Source organism: Bradyrhizobium jicamae, assembly GCF_001440395.1.
GTDB lineage: Bacteria > Pseudomonadota > Alphaproteobacteria > Rhizobiales > Xanthobacteraceae > Bradyrhizobium > Bradyrhizobium jicamae.
Map to the genome: position 1 here is coordinate 1 of NZ_LLXZ01000222.1, position 13,753 is coordinate 13,753.

General features: G+C 63.6%; 17 protein-coding genes. 6 read left to right on the forward strand and 11 right to left on the reverse strand.

Annotated elements, in window-relative coordinates:
- From CQ12_RS39425 to CQ12_RS39435, 3 genes are all read left to right on the forward strand, one after another.
- Positions 1-491 (forward strand): nicotinate-nucleotide--dimethylbenzimidazole phosphoribosyltransferase (locus CQ12_RS39425; protein ID WP_198164390.1); only part of this gene is annotated, 491 nt, incomplete at its 5' end.
- 187 nt (positions 492-678) lie between these two features.
- On the forward strand, positions 679-2,430 hold the full coding sequence (gene ybaL, locus CQ12_RS39430) for a YbaL family putative K(+) efflux transporter (RefSeq protein ID WP_057840616.1): 1,752 nt from the start codon (positions 679-681) through the stop codon (positions 2,428-2,430).
- Positions 2,431-2,643: 213 nt separating this feature from the next.
- Positions 2,644-3,081 (forward strand): hypothetical protein, encoded by a 438-nt coding sequence (locus CQ12_RS39435; protein ID WP_057840617.1) that lies wholly within the window; start codon positions 2,644-2,646, stop codon positions 3,079-3,081.
- A gap of 115 nt (positions 3,082-3,196) precedes the next feature.
- On the opposite strand, the gene CQ12_RS39440 is transcribed toward CQ12_RS39435, so the two are convergent.
- The 5 genes from CQ12_RS39440 to CQ12_RS39465 all read right to left on the reverse strand — a co-directional run bounded on the left by CQ12_RS39440 (position 3,197) and on the right by CQ12_RS39465 (position 7,046).
- Positions 3,197-3,610, reverse strand: a complete 414-nt coding sequence (locus CQ12_RS39440; protein ID WP_057840618.1) for a VOC family protein — start codon at positions 3,608-3,610, stop codon at positions 3,197-3,199.
- Between the two features lie 94 nt (positions 3,611-3,704).
- Positions 3,705-4,241: an SRPBCC family protein gene (locus tag CQ12_RS39445; protein ID WP_057840661.1), complete on the reverse strand. Its 537-nt coding sequence runs from the start codon at positions 4,239-4,241 to the stop codon at positions 3,705-3,707.
- Between the two features lie 37 nt (positions 4,242-4,278).
- Positions 4,279-4,692, reverse strand: coding sequence for a DoxX family protein (locus tag CQ12_RS39450; RefSeq protein ID WP_057840619.1), 414 nt, complete (start codon positions 4,690-4,692; stop codon positions 4,279-4,281).
- 717 nt (positions 4,693-5,409) lie between these two features.
- Positions 5,410-6,681 (reverse strand): RNA polymerase sigma factor, encoded by a 1,272-nt coding sequence (locus tag CQ12_RS39460; RefSeq protein ID WP_057840621.1) that lies wholly within the window; start codon positions 6,679-6,681, stop codon positions 5,410-5,412.
- The gene (locus CQ12_RS39465; RefSeq protein WP_057840622.1) at positions 6,678-7,046 is read right to left on the reverse strand and encodes a YciI family protein; all 369 of its coding nucleotides are present in this window, start codon (positions 7,044-7,046) and stop codon (positions 6,678-6,680) included. The genes CQ12_RS39460 and CQ12_RS39465 overlap by 4 nt, the downstream gene beginning before the upstream one ends.
- A 131-nt stretch (positions 7,047-7,177) precedes the next feature.
- Here CQ12_RS39465 and CQ12_RS44710 point away from each other — a divergent pair, with 131 nt between their 5' ends.
- Both CQ12_RS44710 and CQ12_RS39475 read left to right on the forward strand, forming a co-directional pair.
- Positions 7,178-7,393: a hypothetical protein gene (locus CQ12_RS44710; protein ID WP_157088771.1), complete on the forward strand. Its 216-nt coding sequence runs from the start codon at positions 7,178-7,180 to the stop codon at positions 7,391-7,393.
- Between the two features lie 93 nt (positions 7,394-7,486).
- On the forward strand, positions 7,487-8,452 hold the full coding sequence (locus CQ12_RS39475) for a 2-hydroxyacid dehydrogenase (RefSeq protein WP_057840624.1): 966 nt from the start codon (positions 7,487-7,489) through the stop codon (positions 8,450-8,452).
- A 135-nt stretch (positions 8,453-8,587) separates the two neighbouring features.
- On the opposite strand, the gene CQ12_RS39480 is transcribed toward CQ12_RS39475, so the two are convergent.
- The gene (locus tag CQ12_RS39480) at positions 8,588-9,244 is read right to left on the reverse strand and encodes a TetR/AcrR family transcriptional regulator (RefSeq protein WP_057840625.1); all 657 of its coding nucleotides are present in this window, start codon (positions 9,242-9,244) and stop codon (positions 8,588-8,590) included.
- 111 nt (positions 9,245-9,355) lie between these two features.
- On the opposite strand from CQ12_RS39480, the gene CQ12_RS39485 reads away from it, so the two are divergent.
- On the forward strand, positions 9,356-10,000 hold the full coding sequence (locus tag CQ12_RS39485) for a glutathione binding-like protein (protein WP_057840626.1): 645 nt from the start codon (positions 9,356-9,358) through the stop codon (positions 9,998-10,000).
- A gap of 184 nt (positions 10,001-10,184) precedes the next feature.
- On the opposite strand, the gene CQ12_RS39490 is transcribed toward CQ12_RS39485, so the two are convergent.
- From CQ12_RS39490 to CQ12_RS39510, 5 genes are all read right to left on the reverse strand, one after another.
- Positions 10,185-10,751 carry a TetR/AcrR family transcriptional regulator gene (locus CQ12_RS39490; protein WP_057840627.1) on the reverse strand — a complete coding sequence of 189 codons (567 nt, stop codon included), beginning with the start codon at positions 10,749-10,751 and terminating at the stop codon, positions 10,185-10,187.
- Between the two features lie 4 nt (positions 10,752-10,755).
- Entirely contained in the window at positions 10,756-11,223 is a 468-nt protein-coding gene (locus CQ12_RS39495; protein WP_057840628.1) for a nuclear transport factor 2 family protein, read from the reverse strand.
- A gap of 66 nt (positions 11,224-11,289) precedes the next feature.
- Positions 11,290-11,742: a tol-pal system-associated acyl-CoA thioesterase gene (ybgC, locus tag CQ12_RS39500; protein WP_245310344.1), complete on the reverse strand. Its 453-nt coding sequence runs from the start codon at positions 11,740-11,742 to the stop codon at positions 11,290-11,292.
- A 69-nt stretch (positions 11,743-11,811) separates the two neighbouring features.
- A complete protein-coding gene (locus CQ12_RS39505; protein WP_057840629.1) occupies positions 11,812-12,723 on the reverse strand; it encodes a metallophosphoesterase in 912 nt (303 codons plus the stop codon).
- A gap of 94 nt (positions 12,724-12,817) precedes the next feature.
- The gene (locus CQ12_RS39510; protein ID WP_057840630.1) at positions 12,818-13,687 is read right to left on the reverse strand and encodes a DUF6869 domain-containing protein; all 870 of its coding nucleotides are present in this window, start codon (positions 13,685-13,687) and stop codon (positions 12,818-12,820) included.
- Positions 13,688-13,753: the final 66 nt, after the last annotated feature.

Below are 13,753 nucleotides of genomic sequence, written 5' to 3' on the forward strand. Positions count from 1 at the left end.
CCCTGCTCGGCGGCGGCGCGGCGCGCTGGGCCGGCCGCGGCACAGGCGTCGATGATGACGGGCTGGCGCGCAAGCGCGCCGCGATCGAGGCGGCGCTGAATTTCCATCGCGGCATTTTGGGTGATCCGCTGGCGGTGGCGGCAGCGCTTGGCGGCCGCGAGCTTGCTGCGATTGCCGGCGCCGTGCTCGCCGCGCGGCAGCATAAGGTTCCGGTACTGCTCGACGGCTTCGTGGCGACGTCAGCCGTGCTGCCGCTCGCGCGTCTCGATGCACGCGGCCTCGATCATTGTCGCGCGGGGCACGTCTCGGCCGAATCCGGCCACCGCGAGCTCCTGCGGGAACTAAGGCTAGATCCGCTGCTTGATCTGAACATGCGGCTCGGCGAGGCATCAGGTGCAGGGGTCGCGATCCTGCTGGCGCGCGCCGCGCTCGCCTGCCATGCGGGGATGGCGACCTTCACCGAAGCCGGTGTCTCCAGCACCCACGATTGACGAAATCCAACCAGAGCGTGGACTCATCATCGCGGAACCACAGCCTGATGACGCAACGAATGCGAGGCAGTTTGCGTGCAAAAATACTGCCGCTTAATCGTTGAGCATCGTCCCGCCTCACTTGGTCGCAGGCTTTGCAAGCGCGGCCATGGCAAAGTGCGGAAATTGGAACCACGCAGGATCAGGAATGCCGCACGATACGCCTCTCATCGCCACCATCGTCGCCGGCCTGGGACTGGCCTTCGTGCTCGGCGCAATCGCCCAGCGCCTTCGAATTCCACCACTCGTCGGCTACCTCCTGGCAGGCGTCGCAGCCGGTCCCTTTACGCCGGGCTACGTCGCAGACCAGGCACTGGCGACCGAGTTGGCCGAGATCGGCGTCATCCTGTTGATGTTTGGCGTTGGACTTCATTTTTCGCTCAACGACCTTCTGTCCGTGCGCGCGATAGCACTGCCCGGCGCCGTCGTTCAAATCGTTGTCGCCAGCCTGATGGGACTGGGTCTCGCGCTGTTCATGGGATGGACGATCGGCGCCGGTCTCGTCTTTGGACTTGCTCTGTCGGTCGCAAGCACCGTGGTGTTGCTGCGGGCCATGCAGGAGCGCCGGCTGATGGACACGGAGCGAGGCCGCATAGCGGTCGGCTGGTTGATCGTGGAAGACCTCGCAATGGTGCTCGCGCTCGTCCTGCTTCCGGCTCTGGCCGGCCTGCAGGGCGCGAACAGCAACACGATCCCGGCGGACTGGCTGGCGTCCTGGCTCGGGATGGGGTTTGGCGGAGTTCTGTTACTCACCGTTGCAAAGGTCGTGGTCTTCGTCGCCATCATGCTGATCGTAGGACGGCGCGTTATTCCCTGGATCCTTCACTACATCGCGCACACCGGCTCGCGGGAATTGTTCCGCCTCGCCGTTCTGGCAATCGCCCTCACGGTCGCATTCGGATCAGCGAAGCTGTTCGGCGTTTCTCTTGCACTCGGCGCGTTTTTCGCCGGAATGATCCTCAGCGAAAGCGCACTCAGCCAGCGTGCGGCCCAGGAAACATTGCCATTGCGCGATGCCTTTGCCGTACTGTTCTTTGTCTCCGTCGGCATGTTGTTCAATCCGGCGAGCCTGCTGCGCGAGCCCTGGCCATTGGTCGCCACGCTCTTCATCATCATCGTTGGAAAATCGGTAGCCGCGTTCCTGATTGTGCTTGCGTTTCGTCATCCGGTCGGAACGGCACTGACAATCTCGGCCAGTCTCGCCCAGATCGGGGAATTCTCGTTCATTCTGGCTGAACTTGGCGTGAAGCTGAACCTGCTGCCGACGGCAGGACGCGACCTGATCCTGGCTGGCGCCATCCTCACCATCATGCTCAATCCCGTGGTCTTTGCGGCGGTGGATTGGTTGTCCCGACGCCTTGAGCGACCTCCCGGTCACAGCGGTGTTGATGTTGTCGGATCCGACGCAAGGGCAGGACAGGTCGCCGCATCGGCGAAATCATCCGCAGCACCCGAGGCTACGCAGTTGAAAGATCATACGATACTCGTCGGTCATGGTCGCGTCGGCAGCATTGTTGCCGATGCCTTGAAGAAGACCGGCCAACCGTTCCTCATCATCGAGGATGCAGACGATGTCGTTGCGAAGCTGCGCGAGAGTAACTTCGAGACCATCGTTGGAAATGCCGCACGTTCCGATGTCCTGACATCCGCCAATCTTGGCGGCGCGCGATATCTGCTGATTGCGATACCGGAAGCATTCGAGGCGGGGCAGATCGTGCAACAGGCTCGCGTGGCCAATCCGGGCATCCGGATCATCGCACGTGCCCATTCAGATGCCGAAGTCGATCACCTGAGGTCGCTCGGCGCCGATCTCATCATCATGGGCGAGCGGGAAATTGCGCTCGGAATAATTCATAACCTGTTCGGGTGGCAGGCTCGTAACCCGGCGACGCAAGGTTAGTCGTTTCCACTATTTTGGATTAGGATCGACGAGCCCCGGTGAGACGAGCTTCGAAGGCTGGCATCGGCCAGCGAACGCCGGCGGAGCAGCGATGCCCGATGGTTTGTGGATCAAAGGTGGGGGCCGGCGTCTCCAGTGCGGATGTTTGACGAAACCTTGCCACATATCTCGGCGTATTTGGCCGGGAGGGCAGTGCTGACGAGGGAGCCGCACATGCGAAGGGCGGTCATAAAGCTAGTTGTTGTCGCCGCCGCGCTGGTTGCGGCGATCGGGCCTGTGCGGGCCGAGATCCGCATTCTCTCCAGCCCCGGCGGCGAGGTCGGCCCGTTTCTCGAACTGTTCGATCGCGTGCGCCAATCCGGCGAACGGGTGGTGATCGACGGCCCGTGCCTGTCGGCGTGCACACTGGTGCTGATGACGATCCCGGAGGAACGGATCTGCGTGACCCGCCGCGCGGTGCTGGGATTTCACGCCGCGCGCTCGATCGACGGCCGCGGCCGCGTCTATGCGGAACCGGAAGCCTCTCGCGCGGTGCAGGCAGCCTATCCGCCGCTAGTGCGGGACTGGATCGCGCGACGCGGCGGATTGACGTCGCGGTTGCTGCTGTTACGCGGGCGCGAGCTCGCGGCGATCTATCCAAGGTGCAGATGATGAGACTGCGCCGCTGCGTAGGGTGGGCAAAGGCGCCCTTGCGCCGTGCCCACCACCTTCCTCGTGGCACGAATGGTGGGCACGCTTCGCTTTGCCCACCCTACGCCTTATGAACTCACATCCCTTCCTTCGGACTGTTCACCATCCAGGGAATGCCGAACTTGTCGACGCACATGCCAAAGCCGTTGGAGAAGAAGGTCGGGCCGAACGGCATCCGCACCGTGCCGCCTTCGGCCAGCGCCTTGAACCGGCGCTCGGCATCCGCGGGGTCCTCGACCGCGAGCGCCACCGAAATGCCCTGCGGCGCCTTGTAATCGCCCGGCGTCGCATCTGACGCCATCAGCACCTCACCGTCGATGGTGATGCGGGCATGCATGATCTTGGTTTTCCAGTCCGCCGGCATCGGCATCTCGGCGGGGCCATCGCCGTATGGCATCTTCGCCTCGATCCGGGCGCCGAGCGCCTTTTGATAGTAGTTCAGCGCTTCCTCGCAATTGCCGTTGAAGAAGAGATAGGGATTGACCTGCATCGCTGGCTCCTTGGGTTTGGCAGTGGTGTCGGTGGCGTTCCGGCTCTGCGGCGCAGCGTATCGCTGCGACGCGTCCGGGACACGATGGTTGCGTTCATTTCTCGGTGAGCGTTTTCAGATTGGCAAGACCGGCTTCGAAATCCCGGCCGATCATGCGGTCCAGATTCATGAACACCTGTATCAGCCTGGACATGAAGTTGGCCGGACCATGCATCAGCCACGTGACATGAGTGGCATCGCCCTGCGGCAGCATTGTGAACTCGGCGGTGTTGTGGCCCTCGAACGGCGTGAAGAAATCGAGCTTGATGACGATCTTCGACGGCGTCGTGCTTTCGAGGATCTCCATGCGGCCGGAGCCGACATTCTTGTCGCCGTCCCAGGCGTAGACGGCACCCTTGCCGCGCTCGGCGCCGTCATAGCTGCGCTTCATCGCGGGGTCCTTGTTTTCATAGGGCGACCATTTCAGCCATTGGTGAAAATCAGAGATCAGCGGGAAGATCACGTCCGGCGGCGCCTTGATGCGGATCGCGCGCTGAACGCGGAGCGTGCCCGGCTTGGTCGCGGCGATCACGAAAATGGCTGCGATGGCGACGGCCAGTACGACGGCGATGACGGCAATGACTTCAAACATGATCGGCTCCATGGCGGAAGATTATCGTTGAAGCAACTCAGCGGCGGAAGGGAATCAGGCGACGCAAGTTCGGATCGCGCAGCCACAGCCCGCCCCATATCATCAGGCCGAGATAGAGCCCGAACAGCGTATGCGAGAACAAGGGGCTGTCGATGCGCACATGCGAGGCGATCGCGCCGCCGAGATAGCCGGTGAGCAGAATCGCGCCGAGGATAGAGGTCGGCGGAATGGCGTAGAGCACGGTGCAGACGATCGTGATGAGGCCGAGGCCGCGCATCAGCGTGTCACTTGAGCCATAGCCCATGCGGTCCATGGTTTCCGTGACGATCGGCCACGGCACCAGCTTGATGGCGCCGTCGACCATGAGGAACAGAATGACGAGGCCGGACAGGATGCGGCCAACCCAGCGCGCGGGATTTGAGGCGGACGCGTTCTCGGTGATGACGGTCATGATGTGCTCCGTGTCGTCTTGAATGGCGGTTCGGATTCAAGACGAGCGAGGCCGGCGAAAACCGACAGGGGGCTTGCATTTTTTCTGTAGCGTCCGGCTCGCATTCGAAACCATTGAAGCAAGCAAGTTCTTGGACGTGGCCCATCGCAGCCGGGAAACGAGCTGGGCTGCGGCACGGTAGCGCACAAGACGGGTCGTGTGGGCTGCTTCATAGATGAAGCGAGCAGGCGGGAACTACTACTACCTGTGCGTGATCTTTATCTTCATTCATTGTTTAATGGAGCTAATCATGAACAGGGTAAGGGCAATTTGGATTTCTATTGCGTGCAGTCTATTCGCGATTCCGACCGCGACCACAGGCGCCCTCGCGGACAGTATTACTTTTCGGGTTCAGAGCATGGCGAGTCAGAAAGCTCAAATCGTGTTCTACTCGCAAGACCGCCGGATCCGCTGGCCCGGCCCCGGGCGGGCCTACAGCCTCAATGACTACGACGAAAAGTCATTCCCATTGTCCTGCATCACCAACGAGAAGATCTGTTATGGCGCCTGGACCACGCCCAACCAACAGCACACCTGGGGCAGCGGTCCCAACGATCGTGGGGGCTGCACGGGCTGCTGCTACACTTGCAACGGCGGTGGCCAAACGAAACTGATCGTGCTCCGCAACCCCATAAGACGTTGACGGAGCCCGTTACCGCTCCCGGCGCGACTGCAATCCTACTTCCCCGCCTTCTTGCCGCGGGGCTGGCTGTCGCGCTGGAGGCGGTCGAGGTGCATGCGGATATGGGCGGCTTCGGCCGAGGTGTTGGCGAGCGCGATGGCTCGGTCGAAGGCTATGCGGGCTTCGTCGTTGCGGCCGAGCTGCATCAGGAAGGCGCCGCGCACGCCGAAGTAATGAAAATAGTTCGACAGGCGCTGCGCCAACGGCTCGATCATGTCGAGCGCGGCCTCCGGCCCTTTCACCTTGGATACGGCGACCGCGCGGTTCAGCGTCACCACCGGCGACGGCTGCATGATCTCGAGCGCGCCATAGAGCAGATCGATCTGGGTCCAGTCGGTATCCTCGGGCTTCTCGGCTCGGGCATGCAGCGCCGCGATCGCCGCCTGCACCTGGTAGGGCCCGCTGCGGCGATGGCGCATCGCCTTGTCGATCAGCGCCAGCCCCTCGGCGATGAGAGACTTGTTCCAGAGCGAGCGATCCTGATCGTCGAGCAGGATCACCGCGCCATCGGCGTCGAACCGCGCCGCGGCGCGCGCATGCTGCAGCAGCAATAGCGCGGTGAGCCCCATGATTTCGGGCTCGCTCTGAAACAGCCGCAGCAACAGCCGCGCCAGGCGAATGGCTTCCTCGCACAGGGGCGAGCGAATCTCCGCAGTGTCGCCGGAGGCCGAGTAGCCCTCATTGAAGATCAGATAGATCATGGCGGCGACGGAGACGAGACGTTCGGAGCGCTCCACCGCGCCCGGCGTTTCGAACGGCACATCTGCGTCGGCGACGCGCGCCTTTGCCCGGGTGATGCGCTGCTCCATGGCGGCTTCCGAAACCAGGAAGGCGCGCGCGATCTGCTTGACCGTGAGCCCTGAGACGATCCGCAGCGCGAGCGCAATCTGCTGCGTCGCCGGCAGGTCCGGATGGCAGCAGATGAACAGGAGCCGCAGAATGTCGTCGCGGTAGTGCGAGCCGTCGAGCCGCTCGGCGAGCTGTTCCTCGGCGTCGTCGAGATCGGAGATCGCCTCGTCCTCCGGCAGCGCCTGCTGCTTGCTGGTTCGCCTGATGTCGTCGATCGCGACATTGCGGCCGACCATGATCAGCCACGCCGCGGGATCGCGCGGCGGGCCGTTCTGCGGCCAGCTCTTCAGCGCCCGCAGGCAGGCATTCTGGAAGGCTTCCTCGGCGGTATCGAGATTGCGGAAATAGCGCAGCAACGCACCGACCGCCTGGGGGCGAGCCGAAGTCAGCGCGGCATCGATCCAGGCGGTATCGGTCACGACTGCACGCTCCCCGGCCGAAACAGGCCGACGGGCCGGATCTCATAGGCGCCGCCCGGATTGGCCGCGCCGAGATCGCGGGCGACATCGAGCGCCTCGTCGAGGTTCTTGCAGTCGACGACATAGAAGCCGAGCAACTGCTCCTTGGTTTCGGCGTACGGCCCGTCGAGCACCAGCGGCGGATCGTCCTTGCGCAGCGTGGTCGCCGCGGTGGTCGGCAGCAGCCGCGCGACCGGGCCGAGCCGGCCTTGCTTGGTCAGCTTGTCCTGCACAACGGCAAGCTTGGTCATGACCGCAGCGTCCTGTTCCTTGGTCCAGGAACCGACATGGTCCTCGTCGTGATAGCAAAGGATGGCGTAAAGCATGGCGGAAAAGCATCTCCGTTCGTCATGATGACGAACGATTATGCCCGGAGCCGACAGGAGCGTCGAAGAAATTTTGAGATGTTTCAGGGACCGATGATCGGAGGCTGTGGCGGGTTGAAGTGCCGGCAAGCGTGGACGATCGCCTTGGAACAAAGGCTGCACACGGCGAGAACCAGAAACAGAACCTTCATCTTCGTTCTGAAGGCTTCAAACCGGGTGACGGCGACGCCGCGCTGATGGTTCCGCCGGCAAAGGGCCAGCGCGGCCACCACCACCGCGATGATGCAGCCCTGTGTCATCGGGAGAGACCATTTTGGGCGGCGATCCGGATCAATTGGCGCAACTGAAGCCTCCCGCATCGGATCAAAGGAGGCTAGAGAAGCGGTTCGATCCGCGATGTGAGACGGGTCACGCCGGATGGCGAGGCGAAAGGAATGGCAATGACGAAGGGTGCGCTCGCGCTGCTGGTGCATGGCGGGACCGAAAACTGGTCGCCGCGGCGCTGGAAGGACCGGTTCGACGATGTCTGCGCGGGGCGGCCCGTGCTGCTGCTGCCGAATACGTCATTCGATCCGGCCGATGTGCATTACGCCGCGGTGTGGAAGCCGCAGCCGGGCGAGCTTGCCGCTTTCCCCAATCTGCGCGTCATCTTCAATCTCGGTGCGGGCGTCGATGCGCTGATGGCTGATAGTTCGCTGCCCGACGTGCCGCTGGTGCGCGTGGCCGTCACCGACCTCACCGCGCGGATGACCGAATACGTCGTGCTGCATGTGCTGATGCACCACCGGCAGGAACTCTATTTGCGGGAGTCGCAGCGCGAAAAACGCTGGGCGCCGAAATCGCAATGGGCGGCGGGCGCGGTTACCGTCGGCATCATGGGGCTCGGCACGCTCGGGGCTGACGCCGCCGGCGTGCTCAAGCGCCTCGGCTTTCGTGTCGCCGGCTGGAGCCGGAGCCCCAAGGTCATCGACGGCGTCGATTGCTTTCATGGCGAAGCGCAGATCGACGCGTTCCTGCGGCGGACCGACATCCTGGTCTGCCTGCTGCCGCTGACGCCGGAGACGCGGCACATTCTCAACCGCGACGCTTTCAGGAAGCTGAACCGGACGAGCCCGCTCGGCGCGCCGGTCTTGATCAACGCCGGCCGGGGCGGCCTGCAGAACGAGGACGACATCCTGCAATGCCTCGACGACGGCACCCTCGGTGGCGCCTCGCTCGACGTCTACGCGACCGAGCCGCTGCCCGCCGACAGCCGGTTCTGGACCCATCCCAAAGTGGTGCTGACCCCGCACAACGCCGCCGACACCGATCCCGACGAGATATCGAAATATGTCGCCGAGCAGATCGCGCGGTTTGAGGCGGGCGGCGCGCTGGAGAATGTGGTGGATCGCGGACGGGGGTATTGAAACTCTATCGTCGTCCCCGCGAACGCGGGGACCCATAACCACCGGCCCTTGTTGTTGCGAAGGCAATGGCCCCCAGCGCCAAAACGAGAAGCCGCGGCGTATGGGTCCCTGCTTTCGCAGGGACGACGGAGAAATTTATTTCGCCGCCCCGACCATCACGCCAATCGCGCCGTTGACGAGCGCTTCCAACTCCTTGCGCGGGGTTCGCGCGCGGGCGCGGATGGCGATGGTGTGGATGGTGGAGGAAGCTAGCTGCGCAAGCACCGCGGGATCGGCGCCCTCGGGCAATTCGCCCTTCTCCCTGGCGTGCCGGAAGCAGGCCGCAAAAGCCTTGTCGAGTTCGGTAAAGCCTTCCAGCACCATGGCGCGGATATCGGGGTCGTGCACCGCTTCTGACGCCGCCGTCATCACCGTGAAGCAGCCGCGCGGACCGGATTCGCCTGACAGATAGATGTCGAGCGCCACCGCATAGATGCGTTCGAGGCGCTTTCGGATCGGCAGCTCATCCCTGAAAACACTGCCCATCGCGGCCCGCGCATCTTCGCGATAGCGCCGGTAGCTCTTGATGAAGAGCTCGCGCTTGTCGCCGAACGCGCCGTAGAGGCTCGGCCGGTTCATGCCGGTGGCGGCAGAGAGATCGTCGAGCGACGTCGCCGCAAAGCCGTCCTTGCGAAACAGGTCTAGCGCCTTGCCGAGCGCCACGTCCGGCTCGTAGGCGCGCGGGCGGCCGCGGCGCTTGGGCGGCATGGGGGCGTCGATCCGGGGGACCGGGGGCTTACTTTTTTGTACCATTTCGCAAGAAATTCCTTGACCGGCTTTATATTATGCGGAACAGTATAAAAATCAATCCCGCCTGCCCCTCAGGTCGCGGCCCGATTGATCAACCGCCAAGGAGGCAAACCCATGGATCTCTATTTCTCGCCGCTCGCCTGCTCGCTGGCGACCAGGATCGCGCTGTATGAAGCCGGCGCCGAGGCCAACTATCTCGAGGTCGATCCCAAGAGCAAAGTCGTTCAGAAGGACGGCTCGGACTTCCGCACCGTCAATCCGCTCGGGCTGGTGCCGACGCTGCGCACCGACGACGGGACGGTGCTGACGGAGAACGCGGCGATTCTGCAATATGTCGCCGATCGTTTTCCAACTGCCGGCATCTCAGCCAACTCCGCCGAGGAGCGTAGCCGCCTGCATCAATGGCTCTGCTTCATCGGCACTGAGCTGCACAAGGCGCTGTTCGTGCCGCTGCTCGACAAGACCGCGCCGCAGGACGCGAAGACCTATGCGCTCACCAAGAACCTGTCGCGGCTCGACTATCTCGAGAACTATTTGAAGGACCGCGAGTTCCTGCTGGATCACTTCAGCGTGGCCGACGCCTATCTCGTCACCATCATCAACTGGACGATGGCAACGCCGCCGGTCGAGCTGGCGAAATGGCCTAACGTGAAGGCCTATTACGAGCGACTGCGCACCCGCCCAAGCATCGCCAAGGCAACCGCCGAGGAGTTCGAATTGTACAAGGCCGAACTCGCGCGGCATAAGGCTGCGGCGTAAGGCGTTAGTCTCTCCACACGTCGTCCCCGCCTTGTGCGCAATTGCGCACTTGGCGCGGGGACCCATAACCACCGGCGCTCGTTAGTTGAGGCAGTCGTCGCTCGCAGCGAACAACTCGAACGGCCGCGGCGCATGGGTCCCTGCTTTCGCAGGGACGACGTGGATAGAGAATCGCATTCAGCCGTCAGTCCGACGGCGCCAGCAGCCGCTTGGTCAGTTCCGTCAACGCTCGCCGAAATATCCCGGCATCGTTGCGCGCCCGCGCCAGCACCAGCGCGCCCTGAATGGTGAGCAGCGCATCCTCCGCGCGCCGCTGCGCCTGGCTCTTGCTCAATCCCGATCTCCTCAGGAGCTGCGCCAGCGCGTGCTGCCAGCGCGCGAAATAGCTGTCGACGCTTTCCGCAAACGTATCGCGCGCGGCGCCGAGCGCGACTAGGCCAACCAGACAGATGCGATCGCCGGAATGAAAATACTGGTCGACCCCCGCGATCATCGCGGCGATCGCGCGCGCGGGATCGTCGGCCTCCCGCAAGGGCGCATAGATATTGACTTCGAACCAGCCGTCGATTTCAGCCAGCACCTCGCCCGCCATCTGCTCCTTGCCGCCGGGGAACAGGTGATAGAGGCTGCCCTTGCCGAGCCCGGTCGCCTCGGTGATCAGCGTCAGCGAAGCGCCCTCATAGCCGTGCGCACGAAACACCTCGCCGAGGGCGCGCAATACTTCCTTTCGCTCGCCGCCTTTCTTCAACATCCGGTCATAGCGGGTTCTCGCTCAGGCCTGCGACATCGGCCGGGCGCGGGCCCGGGGCCGGCCAGTGGAAGCGGCGCTCGCTCTCCTTGATCGTGAGGTCGTTGATGCTGGCCTCGCGCCGCCGCATCAGGCCGTGCTCGTCGAACTCCCACTGCTCATTGCCATAGGAGCGATGCCACTGCCCCGCATCGTCGTGCCATTCATACTGGAAGCGCACCGCGATGCGGTTCTGGTCGAACGCCCAGAGATCCTTGATCAGGCGATAATCGTGCTCCTTGGCCCATTTGCGGGTGAGGAATTCGACGATCGCCTCGCGTCCCTGAAAGAATTCGGAACGGTTACGCCAGCGGCTATCCTCGGTATAGGCCAGCGACACGCGCACGGGGTCGCGTGAATTCCAGGCGTCCTCGGCCATGCGCGCCTTCTGCGCGGCGGTTTCGCGGGTGAAGGGCGGCAGCGGCGGACGCAACATGACATTTCTCCGGATTGGCGATGCGGAGAGATTGTACCGATCGGTACAGAGAGTCAACCGGGAGAATTATTCCGCCACATCGGCCTTCAACAGCAGCCGCAGCGATTTCGGGATCGGCTTCGCCCGGCCCTCGCTGATGAAGGCGACGCGCACCTCGGCCTTGACCAGCACCTCATCGCCGCGCCGCACCTCCTGCGCCAGCGTGATGGAAGCGCCCTTCACCGCGACCGGCCATGTCACGACGTCGAGCACGTCGTCCATGCGCGCGGGGCGCAGAAAATCGAGCTCCATCGAGCGCACCACGAAGGCGAAGCCTGGCGTCTCCACCTCGGCCTGTTCGAACAGCGCGTGCTGCGAGGCGCCCATCAGCCGCAGATGATTGGTGCGCCCGCGCTCCATGAAGCGCAGGTAATTGGCGTGATAGACGATGCCCGAAAAATCGGTGTCCTCGTAGTAAACGCGGACCTGCATGTGATGGCGGCCGTCACGGATCTCGCCGTCGAGAATGGGTGATGTCACTTGCGGTTCCTGATCGCGCTGGAAAGCCCTGCTTTTGCGCAAATCGGAGCCGCACGCAAGCGCCGGCCGCTACGCCACTGCCGGCCGTGCCGCACCCAGCGTCACCAGCACGATTTCCGGCGGCACGCCGAGGCGGAACGGCATGATGCTGCAGCCGAGGCCGCCGGAGACGACGACGTCGCAGTTCATCTTGATGTGGCCATAGGCGAGCTGCTGTCCGGACGGCGAAATCGGCGACCAGCCGAGCATGCGCACCTGGCCGCCATGGGTATGGCCGGAGAGCTGCAGCGCGACGCGCGAGGGCACGCGCCGGGCGATGTCGGGCTCGTGCGCCATCAGAACCACGGGCGCATCGTCGGTGATCTTCGCCAGCGTCGCGCCGAGATCGTCGACGCCGATCCGCTTGAGCGGCCGGAAGCGGCGCGCCGGCATGTAAGCGAGCTGGTCGCCGAGGCCGGCCAGCCAGAACGATTGACCGTTCTTGCTGAGCTTCTTCGCCTCGTTTTCGTAAACGGGAATGCCGACGTTCTCCAACGCACGGCCCGCGCTCGGCAGCCCCTGCCCTTCGCGCTGCACGGTCTTGTCTTCCCACCAGTCGTGATTGCCGAGCACCGCATGCACACCGAGCGGCGCCTTCAATCCACCCAGCACCGCCGCCCATTCAGCGTCGGGAATGATGCGCGTCACCTTGCGATGTCCGGTCACGTAGTCGCCGAGCATGACGACCATGTCAGGCTTGAGCCCATTGGTGCGTTCGACGATCTCCTCGATATGATCGACCGACATCCAGGGATCGCAGGCATGGAGGTCGGCGATGGCGGCGATCTTGAGCTTGAGCCCGGCCGGCCATTGCGGCGGCGAGATGTTGTACCTGGTGACGCGAAGCCGGATAATCGGCGCGCTGAATCCGTAAGCGGTGGTGGAGACGCCCAGTGCGCCCAATCCACCCATGCCTCTTAAAAAATGACGGCGTGTTAACATGTGATCCAATCGTGATGCACCGCCAACATGGTGGCGGATTGAGCCCGAATTGGGGTCCGTTTGTGCAGAACGTCAGCAGAGCTCCAGCAGCTTCTCACCAGCGGTTCTGCCCGACCAGGGCATCCAGCCGTGCCTTCAATTCATCCGGCGCCCGGTAATACCAGACGCCACCGAGCAGATCGTGAAAACGCTTGTTGACGGAAGCTTCGCGCTCGATGCGGTCGATGGTCTCCATGCTGATGACGTCCTCAAGCGGGCCAGCGGCGAGCAGCGACAGCAGCACCGGATTGGTCTCGATCTTAAGGATCTCGACGATGAGGTCTATCGCCTGATCGGGGTACTCCTCCCGCAGATCGCGCTCACAGTCCATGGTCGCGAAGAAGTTGTCGTCGCGGTCGCGCTCGGATTTCGAATATTGCTCGACCCAGGCGCGCGCCAGCTCGGCCACCGACATCGCCTCGCAATCGAGCGGACGTTTTGGCGTGCGGCGCGCGCGATCGTCGGCGCGCCAGCCCTTGCCGTCGGCAATCGCCTCGATACGGCGCTTGAACGGTTCATCAGGCCCGAAGTGCATTCCGCCGAGCAGCCAGCGTAGCGCGGCATTGTGTTTCGCCTCGGCCTCGATCCGCTCGATCACGGCAGCGCCATGCGCATAGAGCAGCGACAGTATGAACTTGTCGTTGAGCTGCATGATGGTGGGCTTGTCGGTCTCCGCGCGCAGCACTTCGAGCGCAAGGTCGAGCGCGCGCTCCGGCCGCTTGTGCGGCAGATGATCGAAATAGAGGATCACCGCCCAGGCGGCGCCCGTCTGGTCGCGCCGGCTCAGGCGCTGCAGCGCGCCCCACATCGAGGCCAGTTCCGGTATCGGCATGCCGTCGAGAAAGCTCTCGGTATCATCAGGTGTCGCCAGTTCCGGCGCCGCCGCGATCAGGGCGAGCATGTCTGCGTCTTCGGTCGAAGCCATCGGTATCTGCACTCCAGGGCAGGCGAGCCAAGCGCTCAAGCGCGCCAGGTATTTTGCCCTTAGTGC

Excerpts from the sequence above, each read along its gene's own strand:
- CQ12_RS39435 (WP_057840617.1), top strand. The coding sequence starts at position 2,644 with ATGCGAAGGGCGGTCATAAAGCTAGTTGTTGTCGCCGCCGCGCTGGTT.
- ybaL (WP_057840616.1), top strand. The coding sequence starts at position 679 with ATGCCGCACGATACGCCTCTCATCGCCACCATCGTCGCCGGCCTGGGA.
- CQ12_RS39465 (WP_057840622.1), bottom strand. The coding sequence starts at position 7,046 with ATGCTTTACGCCATCCTTTGCTATCACGACGAGGACCATGTCGGTTCC.
- CQ12_RS39495 (WP_057840628.1), bottom strand. The coding sequence starts at position 11,223 with ATGTTGCGTCCGCCGCTGCCGCCCTTCACCCGCGAAACCGCCGCGCAG.
- CQ12_RS39445 (WP_057840661.1), bottom strand. The coding sequence starts at position 4,241 with ATGTTTGAAGTCATTGCCGTCATCGCCGTCGTACTGGCCGTCGCCATC.
- CQ12_RS39450 (WP_057840619.1), bottom strand. The coding sequence starts at position 4,692 with ATGACCGTCATCACCGAGAACGCGTCCGCCTCAAATCCCGCGCGCTGG.
- CQ12_RS39490 (WP_057840627.1), bottom strand. The coding sequence starts at position 10,751 with ATGTTGAAGAAAGGCGGCGAGCGAAAGGAAGTATTGCGCGCCCTCGGC.
- CQ12_RS39505 (WP_057840629.1), bottom strand. The coding sequence starts at position 12,723 with ATGTTAACACGCCGTCATTTTTTAAGAGGCATGGGTGGATTGGGCGCA.
- CQ12_RS39510 (WP_057840630.1), bottom strand. The coding sequence starts at position 13,687 with ATGGCTTCGACCGAAGACGCAGACATGCTCGCCCTGATCGCGGCGGCG.
- CQ12_RS39485 (WP_057840626.1), top strand. The coding sequence starts at position 9,356 with ATGGATCTCTATTTCTCGCCGCTCGCCTGCTCGCTGGCGACCAGGATC.
- CQ12_RS39475 (WP_057840624.1), top strand. The coding sequence starts at position 7,487 with ATGACGAAGGGTGCGCTCGCGCTGCTGGTGCATGGCGGGACCGAAAAC.
- CQ12_RS39480 (WP_057840625.1), bottom strand. The coding sequence starts at position 9,244 with ATGGTACAAAAAAGTAAGCCCCCGGTCCCCCGGATCGACGCCCCCATG.
- CQ12_RS39440 (WP_057840618.1), bottom strand. The coding sequence starts at position 3,610 with ATGCAGGTCAATCCCTATCTCTTCTTCAACGGCAATTGCGAGGAAGCG.